Origin of the sequence: Paeniglutamicibacter sp. ORCA_105 (assembly GCF_045798545.1) — a bacterium.
GTDB lineage: Bacteria > Actinomycetota > Actinomycetes > Actinomycetales > Micrococcaceae > Paeniglutamicibacter > Paeniglutamicibacter sulfureus.
Genome location: NZ_JBIXLM010000025.1, coordinates 11,538 through 28,375, shown reverse-complemented (window position 1 = coordinate 28,375; position 16,838 = coordinate 11,538). Strand labels below are relative to the sequence as shown.

The 16,838-nt window shown below is 65.6% G+C and carries 16 protein-coding genes; 7 read left to right on the top strand and 9 right to left on the bottom strand.

What is annotated here, in order from left to right:
* The first annotated feature begins 41 nt into the window (after positions 1-41).
* On the top strand, positions 42-1,406 hold the full coding sequence (locus ACIPUB_RS13030) for an MFS transporter (protein WP_407607762.1): 1,365 nt from the start codon (positions 42-44) through the stop codon (positions 1,404-1,406).
* 291 nt (positions 1,407-1,697) lie between these two features.
* Positions 1,698-2,318 carry a hypothetical protein gene (locus ACIPUB_RS13025; RefSeq protein ID WP_407607761.1) on the top strand — a complete coding sequence of 207 codons (621 nt, stop codon included), beginning with the start codon at positions 1,698-1,700 and terminating at the stop codon, positions 2,316-2,318.
* A 163-nt stretch (positions 2,319-2,481) separates the two neighbouring features.
* On the opposite strand, the gene ACIPUB_RS13020 is transcribed toward ACIPUB_RS13025, so the two are convergent.
* The gene (locus ACIPUB_RS13020) at positions 2,482-3,063 is read right to left on the bottom strand and encodes a dihydrofolate reductase family protein (RefSeq protein ID WP_407607760.1); all 582 of its coding nucleotides are present in this window, start codon (positions 3,061-3,063) and stop codon (positions 2,482-2,484) included.
* 686 nt (positions 3,064-3,749) lie between these two features.
* A complete protein-coding gene (locus tag ACIPUB_RS13015; protein WP_407607759.1) occupies positions 3,750-4,607 on the bottom strand; it encodes a hypothetical protein in 858 nt (285 codons plus the stop codon).
* 506 nt (positions 4,608-5,113) lie between these two features.
* On the opposite strand from ACIPUB_RS13015, the gene ACIPUB_RS13010 reads away from it, so the two are divergent.
* On the top strand, positions 5,114-6,040 hold the full coding sequence (locus tag ACIPUB_RS13010; protein WP_407607758.1) for a hypothetical protein: 927 nt from the start codon (positions 5,114-5,116) through the stop codon (positions 6,038-6,040).
* A 139-nt stretch (positions 6,041-6,179) separates the two neighbouring features.
* Positions 6,180-7,805: a peptide chain release factor 3 gene (locus tag ACIPUB_RS13005; RefSeq protein WP_407607757.1), complete on the top strand. Its 1,626-nt coding sequence runs from the start codon at positions 6,180-6,182 to the stop codon at positions 7,803-7,805.
* A gap of 21 nt (positions 7,806-7,826) precedes the next feature.
* Here the strand turns inward: ACIPUB_RS13005 and ACIPUB_RS13000 are convergent, their stop codons facing one another.
* Complete coding sequence (locus tag ACIPUB_RS13000) at positions 7,827-8,051, bottom strand: 2Fe-2S iron-sulfur cluster-binding protein (protein WP_407607797.1); 225 nt, start codon at positions 8,049-8,051, stop codon at positions 7,827-7,829.
* A 276-nt stretch (positions 8,052-8,327) separates the two neighbouring features.
* Positions 8,328-8,915 (bottom strand): helix-turn-helix domain-containing protein, encoded by a 588-nt coding sequence (locus tag ACIPUB_RS12995; protein ID WP_407607756.1) that lies wholly within the window; start codon positions 8,913-8,915, stop codon positions 8,328-8,330.
* Between the two features lie 47 nt (positions 8,916-8,962).
* Here ACIPUB_RS12995 and ACIPUB_RS12990 point away from each other — a divergent pair, with 47 nt between their 5' ends.
* Positions 8,963-9,841, top strand: a complete 879-nt coding sequence (locus ACIPUB_RS12990; RefSeq protein ID WP_407607755.1) for a methyltransferase domain-containing protein — start codon at positions 8,963-8,965, stop codon at positions 9,839-9,841.
* Between the two features lie 73 nt (positions 9,842-9,914).
* Here ACIPUB_RS12990 and ACIPUB_RS12985 read toward each other — a convergent pair whose 3' ends face one another.
* On the bottom strand, positions 9,915-10,469 hold the full coding sequence (locus tag ACIPUB_RS12985) for a cysteine hydrolase family protein (RefSeq protein WP_407607754.1): 555 nt from the start codon (positions 10,467-10,469) through the stop codon (positions 9,915-9,917).
* A 265-nt stretch (positions 10,470-10,734) separates the two neighbouring features.
* A complete protein-coding gene (locus tag ACIPUB_RS12980) occupies positions 10,735-11,820 on the bottom strand; it encodes a thermonuclease family protein (RefSeq protein ID WP_407607753.1) in 1,086 nt (361 codons plus the stop codon).
* A gap of 241 nt (positions 11,821-12,061) precedes the next feature.
* On the opposite strand from ACIPUB_RS12980, the gene ACIPUB_RS12975 reads away from it, so the two are divergent.
* Positions 12,062-12,526 carry a hypothetical protein gene (locus tag ACIPUB_RS12975; protein WP_407607752.1) on the top strand — a complete coding sequence of 155 codons (465 nt, stop codon included), beginning with the start codon at positions 12,062-12,064 and terminating at the stop codon, positions 12,524-12,526.
* Positions 12,527-12,593: 67 nt separating this feature from the next.
* Positions 12,594-13,025 carry a hypothetical protein gene (locus ACIPUB_RS12970; RefSeq protein ID WP_407607751.1) on the top strand — a complete coding sequence of 144 codons (432 nt, stop codon included), beginning with the start codon at positions 12,594-12,596 and terminating at the stop codon, positions 13,023-13,025.
* On the opposite strand, the gene ACIPUB_RS12965 is transcribed toward ACIPUB_RS12970, so the two are convergent.
* From ACIPUB_RS12965 to ACIPUB_RS12955, 3 genes are all read right to left on the bottom strand, one after another.
* Positions 13,022-14,092, bottom strand: coding sequence for a 2,3-butanediol dehydrogenase (locus tag ACIPUB_RS12965; protein WP_407607750.1), 1,071 nt, complete (start codon positions 14,090-14,092; stop codon positions 13,022-13,024). The genes ACIPUB_RS12970 and ACIPUB_RS12965 overlap by 4 nt on opposite strands.
* Positions 14,093-14,287: 195 nt before the next feature.
* Entirely contained in the window at positions 14,288-15,121 is an 834-nt protein-coding gene (locus ACIPUB_RS12960; RefSeq protein WP_407607749.1) for an SDR family oxidoreductase, read from the bottom strand.
* Positions 15,118-16,836, bottom strand: coding sequence for an FAD-binding oxidoreductase (locus ACIPUB_RS12955; protein ID WP_407607748.1), 1,719 nt, complete (start codon positions 16,834-16,836; stop codon positions 15,118-15,120). Before ACIPUB_RS12955 ends, ACIPUB_RS12960 begins: the two co-directional genes overlap by 4 nt.
* Between the last annotated feature and the right edge of the window lie 2 nt (positions 16,837-16,838).

Genomic DNA, 16,838 nt, shown 5'->3' with positions numbered 1-16,838 from the left:
CACCAGGCCCGGGACCCTCATCCCCGGACAAAGGAATGCTCATGGGCACCACACCGACGGCCTCCCAACGGATGACCCCCGAACAGCGCCGGGTGGCAGGGGCCACCATGATCGGCACCACGGTCGAGTGGTACGACTACTTCATCTACGCCAACGCCGCCGCCCTGGTCCTGGCCCCGCTGTTCTTCTCGCAGCTGGAGGGCACGGTGGCCTCGATCGTCTCGTTCGCCACCGTGGGAATCAGCTTCCTCTTCCGCCCCTTCGGCGCGGTGGTCATGGGCAGGATCGGGGACCGCTACGGGCGCCGGGTCGTGCTGATCATCACCCTGATCCTGATGGGTGCCGGCACCACCCTGATCGGCGTGCTGCCCACCTACGCCACCATCGGGGTGTGGGCGCCGATTCTGCTGGTGTTCCTGCGCATCGTCCAGGGATTCTCCGCCGGCGGCGAGTGGGGCGGTGCGGCGCTGATGGCCGTCGAGCATGCCCCGGCAGAGAGCCGCGGCAAGTTCGGGGCCTTCCCGCAGCTGGGCGTTCCGGCCGGTATGCTGCTGGCCGCCGGGGTCACGGCCATCTTCGCCGCGGCTCTGACCGAGGAGCAGTTCCTGGCCTGGGGCTGGCGGGTGCCCTTCCTGTTGAGCTTCGTGCTGATCCTGATCGGGCACTACATCCGCACCCGGGTCGAGGAGTCCCCGGTCTTCCACCAGATGGAGGCCACGAAGCAGACCGAGACCGCGCCACTGGCCACCCTCTTCCGCCACCACCCGGGCAAGGTCGTCCAGGCGACGCTGGTCTTCATGGGCAACAACGCCGCCGGCTATATGCTCACCGGCGGCTTCATTCTCGGCTACGCCACCAAGCGCCTGGGACTGGACGCCGGCACCATCCTGAACATCATCACCATCGGCTCGGTCGCGTGGCTGGTCTCCACCTGGGTCTCCGGGGTGGCCTCGGATCGCATCGGCCGGCGCAAGATGTACATCATCGGCTGGGTCGCCATGCTCGTCTGGCTATACCCGCTCTTCCTGCTCATCGACACCGGAGAGATCGCCATGGTCGCCCTGGCACTGATCGTCTTCGGCGCGGTGATGGGCCTGTCCTACGGACCGCTGCCGGCGCTCTACGCCGAGCTGTTCCCGGCCCGCATCCGGCTCAGCGGCTCCTCCATCAGCTACGCCCTGGGCGCGGTGCTCGGCGGCGCCTTTGCCCCCACCATCGCCACCGCCCTTGTCGGCTCGTTCAACACCACGGTCGCGGTGTCGACCTACCTGTTCCTGCTGGTCGCGGTTTCGCTGGTCGCCACGATCACCCTCAAGGACCGCACCGGCACCAACCTCTACCTTGGGGATGAGGAACTCAAGCCGCTGGAAACCGACGAAACACCCGGTCCCATGTACGACCCCTAGGCGTTTTGCGCGCCACCGACACCAGCGGGCCCTCGAACCCTGCCCGGCGGCATGCCTCCCGGCCGATTCCGTGAACCCTGCCCCGTTGCCCCCATCGGATCCCGTGGCGGCTCGCAGAGGTTCTCAAGTGGTCCAACGTATCAATCCCCTGCGGCGGCTTTTAATGGTTCGTCGCGAGATCTTGCCAGCCAATGGGCTGGAACTGTATGGTCGGCGCAACGGACGGTGGCAGCCGGGGGCTTCCAGCGTACGGTTCGGAATCCGACAATGTCGTCGAGAGGTAACCGTTCCATGTCATCTGACAAGCTGCTCCGGTTGGCCGGCTTGGCCGCGATCGCGGCGGGGATTCTTTCCGCCATCGGGGATGTGATGAGCCTGGTGGTCGACCTGGAGGGCGCCGACGCGGCCGGCAGCGCTTCACAAAGAATCGTGTTTGGCTTCTACCTGCTCGGCACCGTGTTGCTGCTGCTCGGGTTGACCGGGCTGTACGCCAGTCAGTCCCGGGCCGCGGGACGTCTTGGCTTTGCCGGATTCCTGCTCGCCTTCGTCGGGACCGCGCTGACGGTGGGGGCGATCTGGTTCGAGTTCTTCGTGGTCCCCGACTTGGCGGCCCAGGCCCCTGAATTGGCAACCGGAGAGCTGGGATTCACGGGATTCGCACTCTCCTTCCTGATCGCCGCCGTCGGCTGGGTTCTCTTCGCCATCGCGACACTCCGTGCCGGCGTCTATCCGCTGCTCGCCGCGGGGCTTCTCCTTGCGGGGGCACTGGTCTCGTTCGTCCCGCTCTTTGTGCAGGTGCCGGCAACGGGCCTGCTCCTCTCAGGTGCCATCGTCGTGCTCGGATTCTTCCTCTGGCGGCGCCACGGGGCCCTGGCGTCGACGCCGCTGCAGGTAGCGAAACCCGCCGATTAACGGCATGGGGCTTTTCCCCACCATCGGGCTCTTCACCGCGGGGGTGCAACCACTGGCCGGGTGTTGGCCGTCGCCTCTGTCCCGGTGCGGCGGTGTCAAAACGCGGCCGGGGGCCCGATCTGGTGCCGGCGTTCGCGGTGGGCTGCTGCGCGTATCGGATCGCTCAACGACGCACCACGTAGCGCAGGTGCAGCACCCGGTTGCCCTGGATCACCACGTCGGGATCCCCCAGCAGGTGCTGTGCGTGGACCGACCCGAAGAAGCGCTTGCCTGACCCGAACACGACGGGTACGAGATCCATGCGCACCTCGTCGACCAGGCCCGCGGTAAGCACCTGCCCTCCGACATCGCCAACGGAGACCTCGACGATGCGCTCACCCGCGAGCTCCTGGGCCTTGGCCACGGCCGCCTCGACGCCGTCGACAAAGTGAAACGGGGCCTCGGGGTCCCAGCCCGCAGGTCTAGGGCGGTGCGTCACGACAACCACGTGGGCTACCCCGCCCGGAGGCTTCCCGTCCCAGCCATCGGTCATGTCAAAGACGTGGCGGCCGACGATTGTCGCCCCAATCTGGTCCCAGTACGCACGGGTGTAGTCGTAGGACGCCTGCGACACCTTCAACACGCCGCCCTCGTCCAGCGGGACATCGCCGCCGGACAACCAGTCGAACAGCGGTCCGGGCTGGTCGTTCCCGTCCGCGACGAAGCCGTCCACCGACACCGAGCCGTACATGACCACCTTGCCCACGGGGCTCTCCTTTGCCTTGGGGTGCCCCATATTAACCGGAGTGGACTTGTCTTGCAACAGGCAGGCAGGGCAGGACTGTGGCAGTCGGGCGTGGCTATCCGGGCTCGGTGGACGAGCTGCCGGCGGGGTTCGGCACCGACACGGAGTACAGGGATTACCTGGGGTGGCCGGTGGATGTGCGTGTCCTGTGGGCATCGCACGTCGGTGACCCCTGGCAACGATCTTCGATCGGACCCGGATGCCTTGACGATGCGGATCCCTGCCCGCTGGGCGTTCGCGACGACGAAGGGGCCGGATCTCAGCGTTGTGCTTGGCATTCTTCGTCGCGCTCTCCAGCATTGCCAGGACCACGCCCTCGATCCGCTCCACGGCAATGGGGGGCCGGGCGCCCGGGGCGCGGCTCCTCAACCCGCCCATCGAGCCGGCGCTCCAAAAAGCGACGACACTGCCTGGCCACAGTGTGTGTCTCGACCCCGCGCCGTGCCGCGGCCGCCACGTTGATCAGCATCTCCGGGCCGCTCAGCAGGCACGAGCCTAGAACACATGGCAAGCTCCTGCGAGAACTTCGCTCGCCGCGCCCAACGCGTCAATATCTCGCGCTGCTCATCCATCAGCTTCAGCGCGGCCTTTTGGCCGTCCAGTTTTTCATGGCCCAATCTCTACAATGAGGAAACAAATTTGAAGACCTATCTACTAGGAATTGCATCTGTATTCGTCGCGTGGAAAACGCCCGCGATATAAAATTCGCCACCTTCTTTGATGACAGAGATGCCGATATTCTGCACATCCGTATATTGTTCCGAGGCACCGTTGTCAGAGGCAGTGTTCATCACATAGCTTCCGCTGTAGTTGAAGTACATTCCTCTATCGCTGACATTCGAACTGCTATCGATGCTGATATCAAGGGCTTTTATTCTTGGTGTGCTGTCGTCGTAAACGTATCCATAATTGCCCCCTTCTTCTGAATGCCACGACTCTTTCACGAGAAGAGAATCGTCGCCATTAGCTGTGGCGGAGGCGACCATATCATCGCGAAATTGAGGGTGCAGCAGATCCTTGTTCTCCTTGACCCACCGGTTAGCGTAAGAAGGGTCACCATTTGCTGGACCGTCAATGATCTTGGTTAGCATGAACCTGGAAGCGAACTGTTGAGCCTCTTCTACGTCCTGCTTCGTCCACCCCGCCGTGATTCCTTTTTCAGCATTGTTCTTGGACTCGCTCCACTTCATCAGTGGACTGCTCTCGTTAAGGGTGACTTCCGGATATGACCCCTTTGAATTTGAGAGAATCCTCCCCGTGAATTCCACGCCTCCACGTTGAAGAGTTGCTGGGATCGAGGACGGCTTGCTTGCAGCAGGGGAGGCCGCCGGGCTTGCCGGCGGCGAAGCTGTGACCTCTGGTGTTGGAGTAGAGCTTTCGCCTGGAAGTGCACTGCAGGCAGATGTGAGCAAGATGGCCCCACCCAATATGGCAGCTCCTGCGGTTCGCCTGTAAATCTTGATTGATTCAACCATCGCGTGTTTGACCAGTGGAGTTTCCGCCACCTGGATTCTCCTTTTCAGCTTTGCATTGCGAGCATATTTCACGATTTGGCAAGCAAGGCCTGTCTCTGCCCCCTCGGTCCCAAATCGTTTCGGACGTGTCCCATCCCGCACTCCGGCATACACTGCTGGGCAGTCTTCCAGGGACGCAGTGAGCAGTCGTGTCGACACTTCCTACGTAGGATACAAGCGCTAACGAACGATCCTTCGGTTCGCCTCGCGGAAGACCTCCTGCACGATTCCATAAAGCGTGGCCTCATTGACTAGGCCGTTCGCTTGACCACGTGATCGAGGGAGCTTTTCATCATGGCCGGGTGAACCAAGTCCCCGATGGCGGACGTCAGTGTCGCTCGTCGAGCACCCACCGCCGGCACGTCGGATGGTCGGATATTTTTTCGGAGGTAATCCCGGAGAGCTTTCCCACACCTCCGCACACCGCATGCTCGATATTATTCAATTTGGTGGCTCAATAATTGTTTGGCCATTCACGTCAAGAAGACTGGAACAGCATGTCCGTCCGGATTCCGCAGCCCACGACATTGGCTTTCGTTGCGATGGCAGCCCTCTCGGCGCTGGCTCTGGCGGGGGGCAGCACATCCGGTACCGCAGCAATCAACCCTGCTTGCGCGGACGAGGCGCCACAGCTGAAGACGCACAGCATCGCGAAGGGCCACTTCGAGTTGACCGCCCCGGCCGACTGGACCTTGACGGAACAGAAGCTGGAGCCGTGGCAGGAAGACACGGGTTCGGCCACCAGCCTGCGGATCCAGAACGGCCGAGGCGAGGACATGGCGGCGATCATGACCAGCGGCCTGGGTCAAACCAGTCTGACCTTTGTAAACAAGGGCCAAAGGTACACGCAGCTTGACCGGGCAACACCCAACATCGAGCCCTCCAGCTTCTACTCCTTCGACGCCCTGGGCACGACCGGGGATACCGCCTCCATCAACCTGAACTGTATCGACCTCGCTGGGCCCACCAATCTTTCCCACCTGGATTCCTTGTTTACCTACGACGGCAATTACGGCAACTTCCGTCGGAACATCTCTAAAAACGAGCAGCTCGATGGGGTCCCGGCCTCCGTGAAGGGCATGGAACGGCTGCGGGCCCATGCCAAGACCACTGAGTACGGACAGATCAAGGCGATGATGATCTCCCTGGAACGGACCGAGAAGGCGGCCTCCGGCACGCCGCGGGCCGACGCGGATGCCGACCGCCCATGCGTGGGCGCGCTCTATACCTACAACCTGGCGGACTCGGGCATGAGTTGCGCGGAGGCCGAGTCGTTCGTGAAGAAGTTGGCGGACGCCCGTCCGAGCGCCGGCTCCGTCGAGATCAGGGGCCACGGGTCATGCGAACTGCCGTACCCCGGACACGCCGGCAGGTGCATTGTGGGAGAGACCGGGGCCACCTTCAACTACGAGATGAAGCAGTAGCCCGGAACCCCTGGCACCGCGCGAGCCACTGGTCGGAAGGGTGCCGGGAGGCCTGTTCACGGGACAGGTTCGGACCCGGACAGTCCACGGCGAAGCCGCTCGGCTTAGCGCAGCCCTCGCGCGAGTGTAGATTCTAGGGATGGTTCCCAGCACTTTCACTGATTTCGACTCCCCACCCAACACCGACGGCAATGACGTGTTTCACGAGGCCCGCAGACGCCGGACCTTTGCCATCATTGCGCACCCCGACGCCGGCAAGTCGACATTGACCGAGGCCTTGGCCCTGCATGCGCGGGTCATCACGGAGGCGGGTGTGACGCACGGCAAGCAGGGACGCGCGGCAAGCATGTCCGACTGGGGTGTCATGGAACGCGAACGCGGCATCTCCATCAGTTCCACCGCGCTGCGGTTCGAGCACGGCAATGTCATTTTCAACCTCCTCGACACCCCGGGGCACGCCGACTTCTCCGAGGACACCTACCGGGTGCTGACGGCCGTGGACTGCGCCATCATGCTTGTCGATTCCGCACGGGGAATGGAAACGCAGACCCTGAAGCTCTTTGCCGTCTGCAAGGAACTTGGTCTGCCCGTGGTCACCGTTTTCAACAAATGGGACCGTCCCGGACAGGAGACGCTGCAACTGCTGGATGAGGTCCAGGATGCCACCGGCCGGCTGCCGGTGCCCTTGAACTGGCCCGTGGGCATCGCGGGCGACTTCCGCGGCCTATACAACCCTGAAAGTGGAACCTACACGCGCCTGGGTCGCGTTGGTGCCGGCGCAAAACTCGCGCAGGCCGACGAACTGAGCCCCGAAGAGGCCGCCCTGGACGCCGGGGACGCCTGGGAGGCCGCCCGCGAAGACTGCGACATGGCCGTCGCCCTCAATGGCGGCTTCGACGGGGACGATTTCTTGGCCGGTCGGACCACGCCGGTCCTCTTCGCTGCCGCGGCGTCCAACTTCGGGGTCGCCCCGCTCTTGGATTTCCTGGTGGAGCGCGCGCCCGCGCCGGGTGCGCGGGCGGATTCGTCCGGCAACTTACGTGCATTGGATTCGGATTTCTCCGGGTTCGTCTTCAAGATGCAGTCGGGCATGAACCCCAACCACCACGACAAGCTTGCCTTTGTCCGGGTGTGCTCCGGGACCTTCCGGCGGGGCATGGCACTACGGAACGATTCAACGGCAAAGCCCGTTTCCTCCAAGTACACCCACCACATGAGCGGCAGGGACCGCGATTCAGCGGATGAATCGTGGCCCGGTGACGTCGTGGGCTTCAGCAATGTCAGCGGTTTGCGGATCGGCGATACGGTGCATGCCGGCGAGGCTGTTTCCTTTCCGCGACTGCCGCACTTCAACGCCGAACACTTCCGCATGGTGCGCAGCCTGGATGCCGGTCGAGCCAAGGCTTTCGCCCGTGGAATCTCCCACCTCGAAGAAGAAGGCACCATCCAGGTTCTCTACCGCAGCTCCGGGACGAGCCAGTCGCCGATCTTCGCGGCAGTCGGGGTCCTGCAGTTCGATGTGGCCCTGGATCGGTTGAAGCGCGAGTTCAACGCTCCGGCCGTCATCGAAGAGGCACTGCCCTACGAAATGGCCAGGGACCTCTACGGCCCGGATCCGGTACAGACCGCCAAGGCCGCCGCCGTCGAGGTCGTCTACCGGTCGAATGGGAATCCCGTGGGACTCTTCAGGAACCAGTGGAAGCTCGGTCGCACCATGGCCGATAGCCCCGAGCTCTTCGGCATCACCGGCGACGAAGCCAAATAACACGGGAACCTGCGGAGCCGGCTAGGCGTCGATCACCAGGTCGCCGGTCGGCGTGGAGCAGCAGATCAGGACCTTGCCCGCGGCGATCTCCCTGGGCCTGATCCCTCCCGCGTGGTTCATCTCCCCCGTGCCCCCGAGCAGGGAGAACTTGCAGGCGCCGCGCATCCCCGGCGTGCACGAGGAAGGCACGGGAGCCCCCGCGGCCAGCACGGCGTCGAGGATGAACTCGTCCGCCGCGCAGTCGATGGTGCGCCGACTTTACCCGGGCGCCGGCATCCAGCAGCGCCCGGGTAATGGACACCAGCGGGGCGAAGCCGCCCAGCGGACCGTGGGCGAGGGTCACTGTGCCGGGGGCCAGCGCGTCGTGCAGCCAGGTAGAGGCGGGTCCCCCGAGCAGGGCCTTGACCGTAATCTCCAGCCGCGTCTTGCGAGATGGAACTGATGGTGTAGCAGCGGCTGAGCTGCCCGTGGGGAGTATCCCGCGAGGCCGTGAGGTACCGCGGCCGCCGTCCCCGGCATGCGTTAATCCGCCGCGTGGTCGTGGTGCATGTGGGCCCGTTCCCCGCCGTGGTCGAAGATCGTCAGGATCTCCACCGGGCCCTCGTGTGCCCCGATGCGGTGCGGGACCATGGTCGAGAATTCGGCGGCCTGCCCCTCGGAGACCAGAATGGTGCGCTCCCCCAGCACCAGGGAGACCGTGCCGGTTAGCACGGTGAACCATTCGCGGCCTGGATGCACGCTCAGACCGATGTCCTTCATGGCCCGCTCGCGGGTGATGCGCATTTTCGCCACGGTGGTCCCATTGGCCGAGTGCTCGCGCGAGAGCAGCCAGGTGGTGAGTCCGGGCTGGTGCTCGGGCTCGGGTCGGATCACCACGTCCTCGTCGCTGGTCGGCTCGACCAATTGGTCAAGAGTGGTGCCCAGCGCCTTGGCCAGGGGAACGAGTTGGTCAAGCGCGATCCTGCGGTGGCCGGTCTCGATGCGGCTGAGCGTGGAGGGGCTCAGGAAGCACCGGGCTGCCAGGGAATCCAGCGACCAGCCCTTGGCCAGCCGAAGGCCCTTGAGGCGTTGGCGGATCACGGTGTCCATGGAAAGTTCTTCTTGCGTCATACGCAAGAGTGTATGCCAATGGCGCATCCGATGGTTAGGCTGGAACCATGACGACACAGCATTCCCCGGAACACGGCCACCACCATCACGGCGGGAACCACGGCAACCACCACGAGCACCAGCATTCGGACGAACAGGGCATGGCGGAAATGCTCGACCTGGACGCCCGGTTGATCAAGGACCACCTGCAGGAGATCTTCGTCTGGACCGCCGGATACCAGCCAGCCCCGAGCACCATCCTGGACCTGGGCGCAGGCACGGGCACCGGTACGCTCGGGCTGGCGCGCACGTTCCCCGAGGCCGGGGTCGTTGCCCTGGACCAGTCGGAGTTCATGCTCGGGCGCCTGTCGACCCAGGTGAAATCGCTTGGGCTGGAGGAGCGGGTCTCAACCCTGCAGGTGGACCTGGACGCGGCGTGGCCGGAACTGACGGACATCGACCTGGTGTGGGCCGCATCCTCCATGCACCACATGAGCGAGCCGGCCAGCGTGTACGAGCGGATCGCCGGCACGCTGTCGGCCGACGGGCTGCTGGTGGTCGTGGAGATGGACGCGTTCCCCCGCTACCTGCCCCGGGACCTGGGCTTCGGCGCCCCGGGCCTGGAGGAACGCTGCCACGCGGCGGCGGGCAGCGCCAAGTGGAACGCCCACCCGGACTGGGCCGGCCCGATTAGGGAGGCCGGGATGGAGGTCGTCGACCAGCGGACCTTCGGATACGCGATCGAACAGGACCAGCAGCTGGTGGCGCGCGCCGCGCATCGGTGGCTGTTCCGGATGCGCGATTCCCTCAAGGACGACCTGTCGGCGGCGGACCTCCAAGCCCTGGAAGTGCTACTGGATGACAAGGACCCGCGCTCGGTGCTCGCGCGCACGGATCTGTCGATGCGCGGCAGCCGCACGGTGTGGGCGGCACAGCCCGCCCGGTAGAAACAACCCGGCGGAATCCCGGCCTGCCCGTCACCCGGGGCCCGGTCGGTTCGGGTCCAGCGGCCGGGGAGAGTCAGGAGCGGAAATCCACTTCCTGCGTGCTGGTGACTGCCGCGGTGCGCTCCGGCGCCCCCTGGAATTGCCAGTAGAGGTTGATGTGGGAGATGGCGACCTCCGGCGGCGGGGCGCCCCACTGGGTCATGTCACTGGTGGTGTGCGCGTCGGACACCAGGGTCACGTCGTAGCCGCGGGTGAAGGCGCCGTGGACGGTCGAGCGTATGCATGCGTCGGATTCGGCGCCGGAGACCACCAGCCGGCCGACGCCGGCGGCGGAAAGCACGTCCTCAAGGTCGGTGGCCTCGAAGGAGTCGCCATAGATCTTGTGGATCACCGGTTCCCCGGCGGCCGGCGAAAGTTCGGGCACGATCTGCCAGGCGTCGCTGCCCTTCTCCATTTCCTCGTCGGAGTGCTGCACCCACACCACCGGCGCCCCGGATTCGCGTGCCAGGGACACCAACGCCTTGATGTTTCCCAGCGTTTCCTCGCGCCGGTAGGCATTCGCCACCACGTCGTTCTGGACATCGATCACCATTAGGGCGGTGCGGGGCCGATCGGCAAATGTGCTCATGGGGTTTTCCTTCGTGGACGCAACGGGGTTTTCCACGACCCAACCTACGCCTCGGCAGCGACTATTGGGAGTCGCAAGGGCGAAAAACCGTACAACATCGGCCAAATGTTTACGGCCTTGATGCCCGGCGGCCTTTTCCCAAGCGCAGGACCCGGATCCCGCAAGGCTTTCCCATTGAAACAGGTCTGACCGCGGTCCACTGCACGACATACCCTGCGGTAGGTGGCGGCGTGGACTGCGGGCAGTCACGTGGCTTGGCGGCTGGTCAGCACGGCTTCCAGGTCTTGCCACCGGGCGCGTAGCAACGCGGTCCGGTGTAGCCGGGATACGGATTGCTGCTGACCTTGGGCTTCGACCTTTGGACCGGTGCCCGGTAGGTCTGCTTCGGTACCGACTGGCGGCGGCGTTCGGCTGCCTTCCTGCTCGCTTCCGCCTCCCGCTTTGCAGCTGCCTGCCGGGCGGCCGCGGCGTTGGCCTTACGCGTTGCCTCGGCCTTCGCCTTGGCCTTTGCTTCTGCGGCTGCCTTGGCGATGGCTTTTTCCTTGGCGTCCGCTTCCTTCTTTGCCCGCGCCAACGCGGATTGCTTGTTGGCCAGCTTCTTCTCAATCGCCTTGGCCCGGTCCATTGCCGCCGAAAGCTTGGGCGCATAGGTGGCCTTGCGCGCGGACCAAACCGCCGCGTCCGCGACGTCGACGGCGCTGTCGAGCCCCCTGAGCGCGGCACTCTTTGCCTTGCCGGCCACGATCGCGGCTCCCACCACTGCCAGCGCCGAACCAACAGCCTCGGCGTTGCCCGGCACGGTGTCCTTCACAGCCTCAAGCCCGGCAATTGCGGCGGTTGCCCTGGCCGGAACCGTGCAGCCAATCGATGTACTGTAAAGACCCTCGCTGGCTCCCTGGGCCTGTTGCTCTGCGGCAAGGACCTCGGGGTAGAACCGCTCGTTGGGTTGGAACAGCACCGCGACCCCGAGACCGGCGGCAGCGATGTCGGCATTGACGAGGCTTCCGTCCTTGTAGACACCGGCCAGCGTACGGCCATACGGGTCGAGGCGCTGGACGTCATACGCCAGTTCTATCCGGTCCCCGGGAGCCAAAAGCGACTTGGTGTATTCGGTCGCTTCCAAGCCGAGACATTGGACGGGCTCGTTCGGGTCCTTGGTCTCGGGTGTATCGACGTTGAGCAGGCGGATGGTGGTTTCGGCGCCGGACAGGTCGGCCACGATGGTGTCGCCGTCAATCACCCTGACGACAGTGGCGCCGTTGCGATCCGCCTCCGCCTGTGGCGCCGGTGTCTGCGTGCAGGCAGTCGCGATAAAACAAACCGTTGCGGCTCCCGCCACGATCCTTGGCATGCGGCCTGTAGCCAACGCGGCCAAATTGGTTCCCCCGGACAATATGACTCCCCATGTGTAACTTGAAGATGCGAGTAAGCAAATTTCACCATAGCCCCGGGCAGACCACGGGGCCAATACGGGGCCAATACGGGCAGTTTGTGACAACCGCCGTCCGGGCGCCCCACACGGGTGCATTTGGGTTTGGGAAGCCGGGCGAGTTCAAACCAGTGCACTGTTACGGTTTCGCTAGGCTGGTCTCATGGCTGAACCCACGGAAACCAACACTTCATTCCTTCGTTCCCCGCTGGGCAATGCACTGGTGACCGGCGCGGTCAGCGGCCTTCTGACGCTGGTCGACCCCGCCAAGCTCCGGCCATCGGCCAGGGGTTCCCTATATGCGGGCGCCGCCGCCACCGCGGGGCTTCTTGGCTGGTTCGGTACGGCCCCGGGCCACGCGACCAAGCCCGGAAAGACGTTCCGTGCCGCGGTCGCGCTGGGCCTGGGCACCCTCAGCGCCGCCGGAACGAAACTCGGCTTCGTCATCGATGGGAGGATCCACCAAGCGCTCTTGCGGCGAGGCATGGAAAACCCGCGCCCTCTCATGGCCATCGGAACGGCAGTCATCACCGCCGTAATGGCCTTGGCCGAGCCGCCGCGCGAACATGACGCGCCCCCGGCACCGGAAGCTCCGGACCTCGAGACACCGGAACGGCCACGGCCGTAGGCGGCGGGATTCGCAACCCCACTTCGTGGCGCCGCCAGCCGGGCCCGCTCCGGTCTACCATGGGCGCATGAAACGTTTCGTGATCGACCCGGCGGCGCTATTGCATCTTGCCAACAACGGCTACCGGCCGAACCCGGGCCATCAGCTGGTGGCCCCGAACTCGATTCGTTCCGCCGCCCTGGACCTCCTGTTGCAGGACGTGCGCGACGGCGAAATCACCGAACCCGAGGCCCTGGAGCTCCACGAGCTCATCACCGCGCTGAAGATCCGGCTCCTCGGGGACCGCGTTTCACGGGGCACCGCATGGAAGATCGTCCGCGAACAAAATGGGGACAGCATCCGGTACGCGGAATACCTGGCCCTCACGTTGTTGCAGGCAGATGCGCTCGTGGCGCTCGATCCGGAGCTGGCAGCGTTTGCCGAGGGAGTCGTGCCGCTTGCCCCCGTCTCCGAGCTGTTGCCGGAGACGGGGAACGGCAACAACCCGCAGCCGAGTTAGAGCCCCTTGCCGCTGGGTGAGACGATGATCTTCACCGCCGTCTCGTTGTGGTTGATCAAGGTGTCGAAGCCCTTGTCGATCAGGTCCTCCAGGGCGATGCGCCCGGTGATGAACGGCTTGAGGTCGATCTTTCCGCTGCCCACCAGCTCGATGACCTCGGCGTGGTCGCGCACATAGGCGATGGTGCCGCGCAGGTCGATCTCCTTGAGCACGATCTTCTGCATGTCCACGGTGGCGGGCCGTCCCCAGATGGAGACGTTCACCAGGACTCCGGTTGGCTTGAGCGCATCGAGCAGGGTGTCGAGCACCGCGTTGACTCCCGCGCACTCAAAGGCGACGTCCGCCCCGATGCCGTGGGTGATTTCCATGACCCGTTCCCTGACGTCCTCGGCGCTGGGATCAAGCACGTGGTCGGCCACCCCGCTTTCGCGGGCCTTGTTCTTGCGGGCCTCCGAGAGCTCGCTGACGATGGTGGTGACGCCCATGCCCTTGAGCACCGCCGCGGTGAGAAGGCCGATAGGGCCGGCTCCGCCGACCAGCGCGTACTGCCCCGGCAACACGCCGCTGCGCATCACCGCGTGGTGCCCCACCGAGAGGGGTTCGATTAGCGCCGCCTCGTCCAGCGGGATGTCCCCGATCCGGTGCACCCAACGCGCGTCGACCACGATCTTCTCGCCCAGTCCCCCGCCCCCTCCTGCCAGGCCGATAAAGCCCATTTTGATGCACAGGTGGTAGTTGCCCGCCTGGCAGGAGGCGCACTGGCCACAGGTGAAATACGGCTCGACCACGACGTTCTGCCCCACGGCCAGGTCCATGACGCCCTCACCGACGGCCGTGATGGTGCCGGAGAACTCGTGCCCCAGGGTCACCGGCGCCTCTTCCCCTGAGAGGGGGTGCGGGTGCCCGGGCGCCGGGACGAAGATCGGCCCTTCGAGGTACTCGTGCAGGTCGGTGCCGCAGATGCCGCACCAAGCCACGTCGATGGCCACTGCCCCGGGGCGCAATTCGGGTTCGGGGATTTCCTCGATGCGGATGTCTTTTTGTGCGTAAAAACGTGCAGCCTTCACGGCATGTCCCTTCTCGAAAGACCGGACGCGGCGACTCGCGCCCGCACGGAAGCCGCTCGAGGCGCAGGCGGCCGCAGGGACGGACTCCGTTCACGTTCGACGCTACCGCCGCCCCGTGCCCGATGGCTAGGGTTGTGCCTTCCAGCACCGCTCCACTCCTTGGGACGGCATCCGTACGCCGGAAGCACCGTGTCCCTATTTGCGCCCGGTGAAGTGCTCCATCGACTTGTACACGCCGAACACGCGCCCGGCCACCACGTCCCAGGCGGCAATCGGCAGCACCCCGCGCAGCGCGGCGCTCAGTTTCACGGTCCACGGCATCATGAGCATCGGCTGCCCGTCCTTCATGGCCCGCCACACGCGCTCGGTGACCGGCTCGGGCTCAAGCAACGGGGTCAGCAGCGGCCCGCGGGCGCCGGCGAACATGCCGGTCTTGATATAGGAGGGGCAGAAGGTGGTCACCTTGATGTGCTGGTGCCCGGCCTGCACCAGTTCCAGGCGTAGCGAGTCGGACCAGCCGATGACCGCCCACTTGGAGGAGGAGTAGACGCTCATCCTGGGGTTGGCCAGCAGCCCGGCGGCGGAGGCGACGTTCACGATCCGCGAAGTGCGACCGCGGGCGATCATTTCGGGCAGGAATTCACGGGTGATGTGCATCAGCGCGAGGGTGTTGATGTTCATGGTCGCGGCGATGTCGGCGCGCTGGTCGTGTTCCCAGAAGTACTTGCCGCGCACGATGCCTGCGTTGTTGATGAGGATGTCCGGGGCCCCGACGCCGTTGCGCACTTCCTCCGCGGCTTCCTCGATGGATTCGAGCCGGCCCACGTCCACCACCTGCGTGTGGATCTCACTGCCCGCCCCGCGCAGTTCCGCGGCCGCCTCCTCGAGCTGCCCGGCATTGATGTCCCAGAGAATCACGTGGCTGGCGCGGTCGTTGACCGCGAGGCGGGCATACATCCTGCCCATGCCCATGGCGGCCCCGGTGATCAAGACGGTCGATCCGGCCAGCGTTCCGATGGCGGGGTTCATGGCTGCTCCTTTGTTGGCGTTGCGTTGGCGGGCGTTGCGTTTCCGGGTGCGGGTGCGGGTGCGGGGATGAGTTTTCCGGGATTCATGATGCCGGTCGGATCCAGGGTCGCCTTGATGCCCCGGAGGACCTCGATCCCCAGCGCCCCGATTTCCGCCTCCAGGTAGGGAGCGTGGTCGGTGCCCACGGCGTGGTGATGGGTGATGGTGGCGCCGGCCGCGACGATGGCCTCGGAGGCGGCCTTTTTGATGCGGGCGTTTTGTGCCAGCCCGTCCGGCTCGAGCCCGCCGAGAAAGGTGAAGTAGAGGGAGGCGCCGTCCGGGTAAACGTGGGAAATGTGGGCCTGCACGTACCCCGTGCCGCCGCGGGTCTCCAGGGCGTTGAGGATGGCGCCGCGGACCGCGGTGTACGTGGAATCGAGCTTGGTCCAGCTGGCGGCGGTTTCCAGGGTCTCGACATACACCCCGCGGGTCAACAGCTCGTCGCGCAGGTACGGCCCGGAGAAGCGCCCGCGCTCCCAGGCCCGCGCCGGGAGCGGGCCGAGGTGGATGCCCCCGGCGGCGCGCAGGATCCGTGCGCTGCGTCGCTTGCGGGCGGCGGTTTCGCGCTGTGATCCTTCCCAGACGAACAGGGCCAGCGCGGGAGTTTCCTGTCCGCGCAGCCCGAGGTATCCGGCCATGGCAGCGGTCTTGGGGCCGCCGAGCCTGAAGGTCGCCGCGGTCTGGTCGGTGTCGCTGAGCCTGCAAACGTGGGGCATGTCCCCGCGGACGCCCTCGTGGCTCAGACGGCGCAGTGCCTCGGCCCCGGCGGCGAAGGATTCGAAGGACCAGGCACCGTGGCTCCTGGATGCGGGCAACGGGTGGATTCGCACCGTGGCGGAGGTGATGACCCCCAGCGTGCCCTCCGATCCCACGACAACGTCCAGCAGCCTGGGCCCGGCGGCGCTGCCCGGGGCGGGCGAGCCGACGTCCATCGGACCGGCTGGCGTTTCTAGGTGGACGGACTTGACCAGGTCGTCGGAGCGACCGTATCCGGTGGAGGCCTGCCCGGCGGAACGCGTTGCCACATAGCCGCCGAGGGTGGCTTGCTGGTGGCTTTGCGGGAAGTGACCGAGCGTGTAGCCCAGCGGCTCCAGCGCCGCCTCGATGGCGGGACCGCGGATGCCCGCTTCGAAGGTGGCGGTGCGCGAAAGCGTGTCGAGGTTTAGCAGCCTGTCCATGCGCTGCAGGTCAAGGGCGAGCACCCCGGAGAACGGGCCGCGCTGCGGCTCGACTCCCCCGACCACCGAGGTTCCCCCACCAAAGGCGACCACGGCCAGGCGCCGGCGCACGCACAATTCCAGGACCTCGCGCACCTGGTCGGAGCTGCCGGGGAAGAGAACCGCATCAGGTGCCTGCATTGCGTCCCCGGAGCGGATGCGCAGCAGGTCAGGAGTGCTCTTGCCCCCGGAGTGGAGGATGCGTTCGGCCCGTTCGGTGGAGACATGGGAGGCACCGCAGATCCCGCGCAATTCCCCCAACACCTCGTCCCCCAGGGCCACCGGTCCGACCCTGACCTCGTCGAAGCCTACGGGCGGATGCACGGCGTCGACGCTGTCCAGTCCCAGGGTGGTGCGTAGGTATTCGAGCCCGGCCGCCGCCAGAGGCTTCGCCCGTTCAGGGTCTCCCCAGCCGTACCAAACGGAGTGGGGAATCTTCTCTGTGTTCTGCGTCACCATGC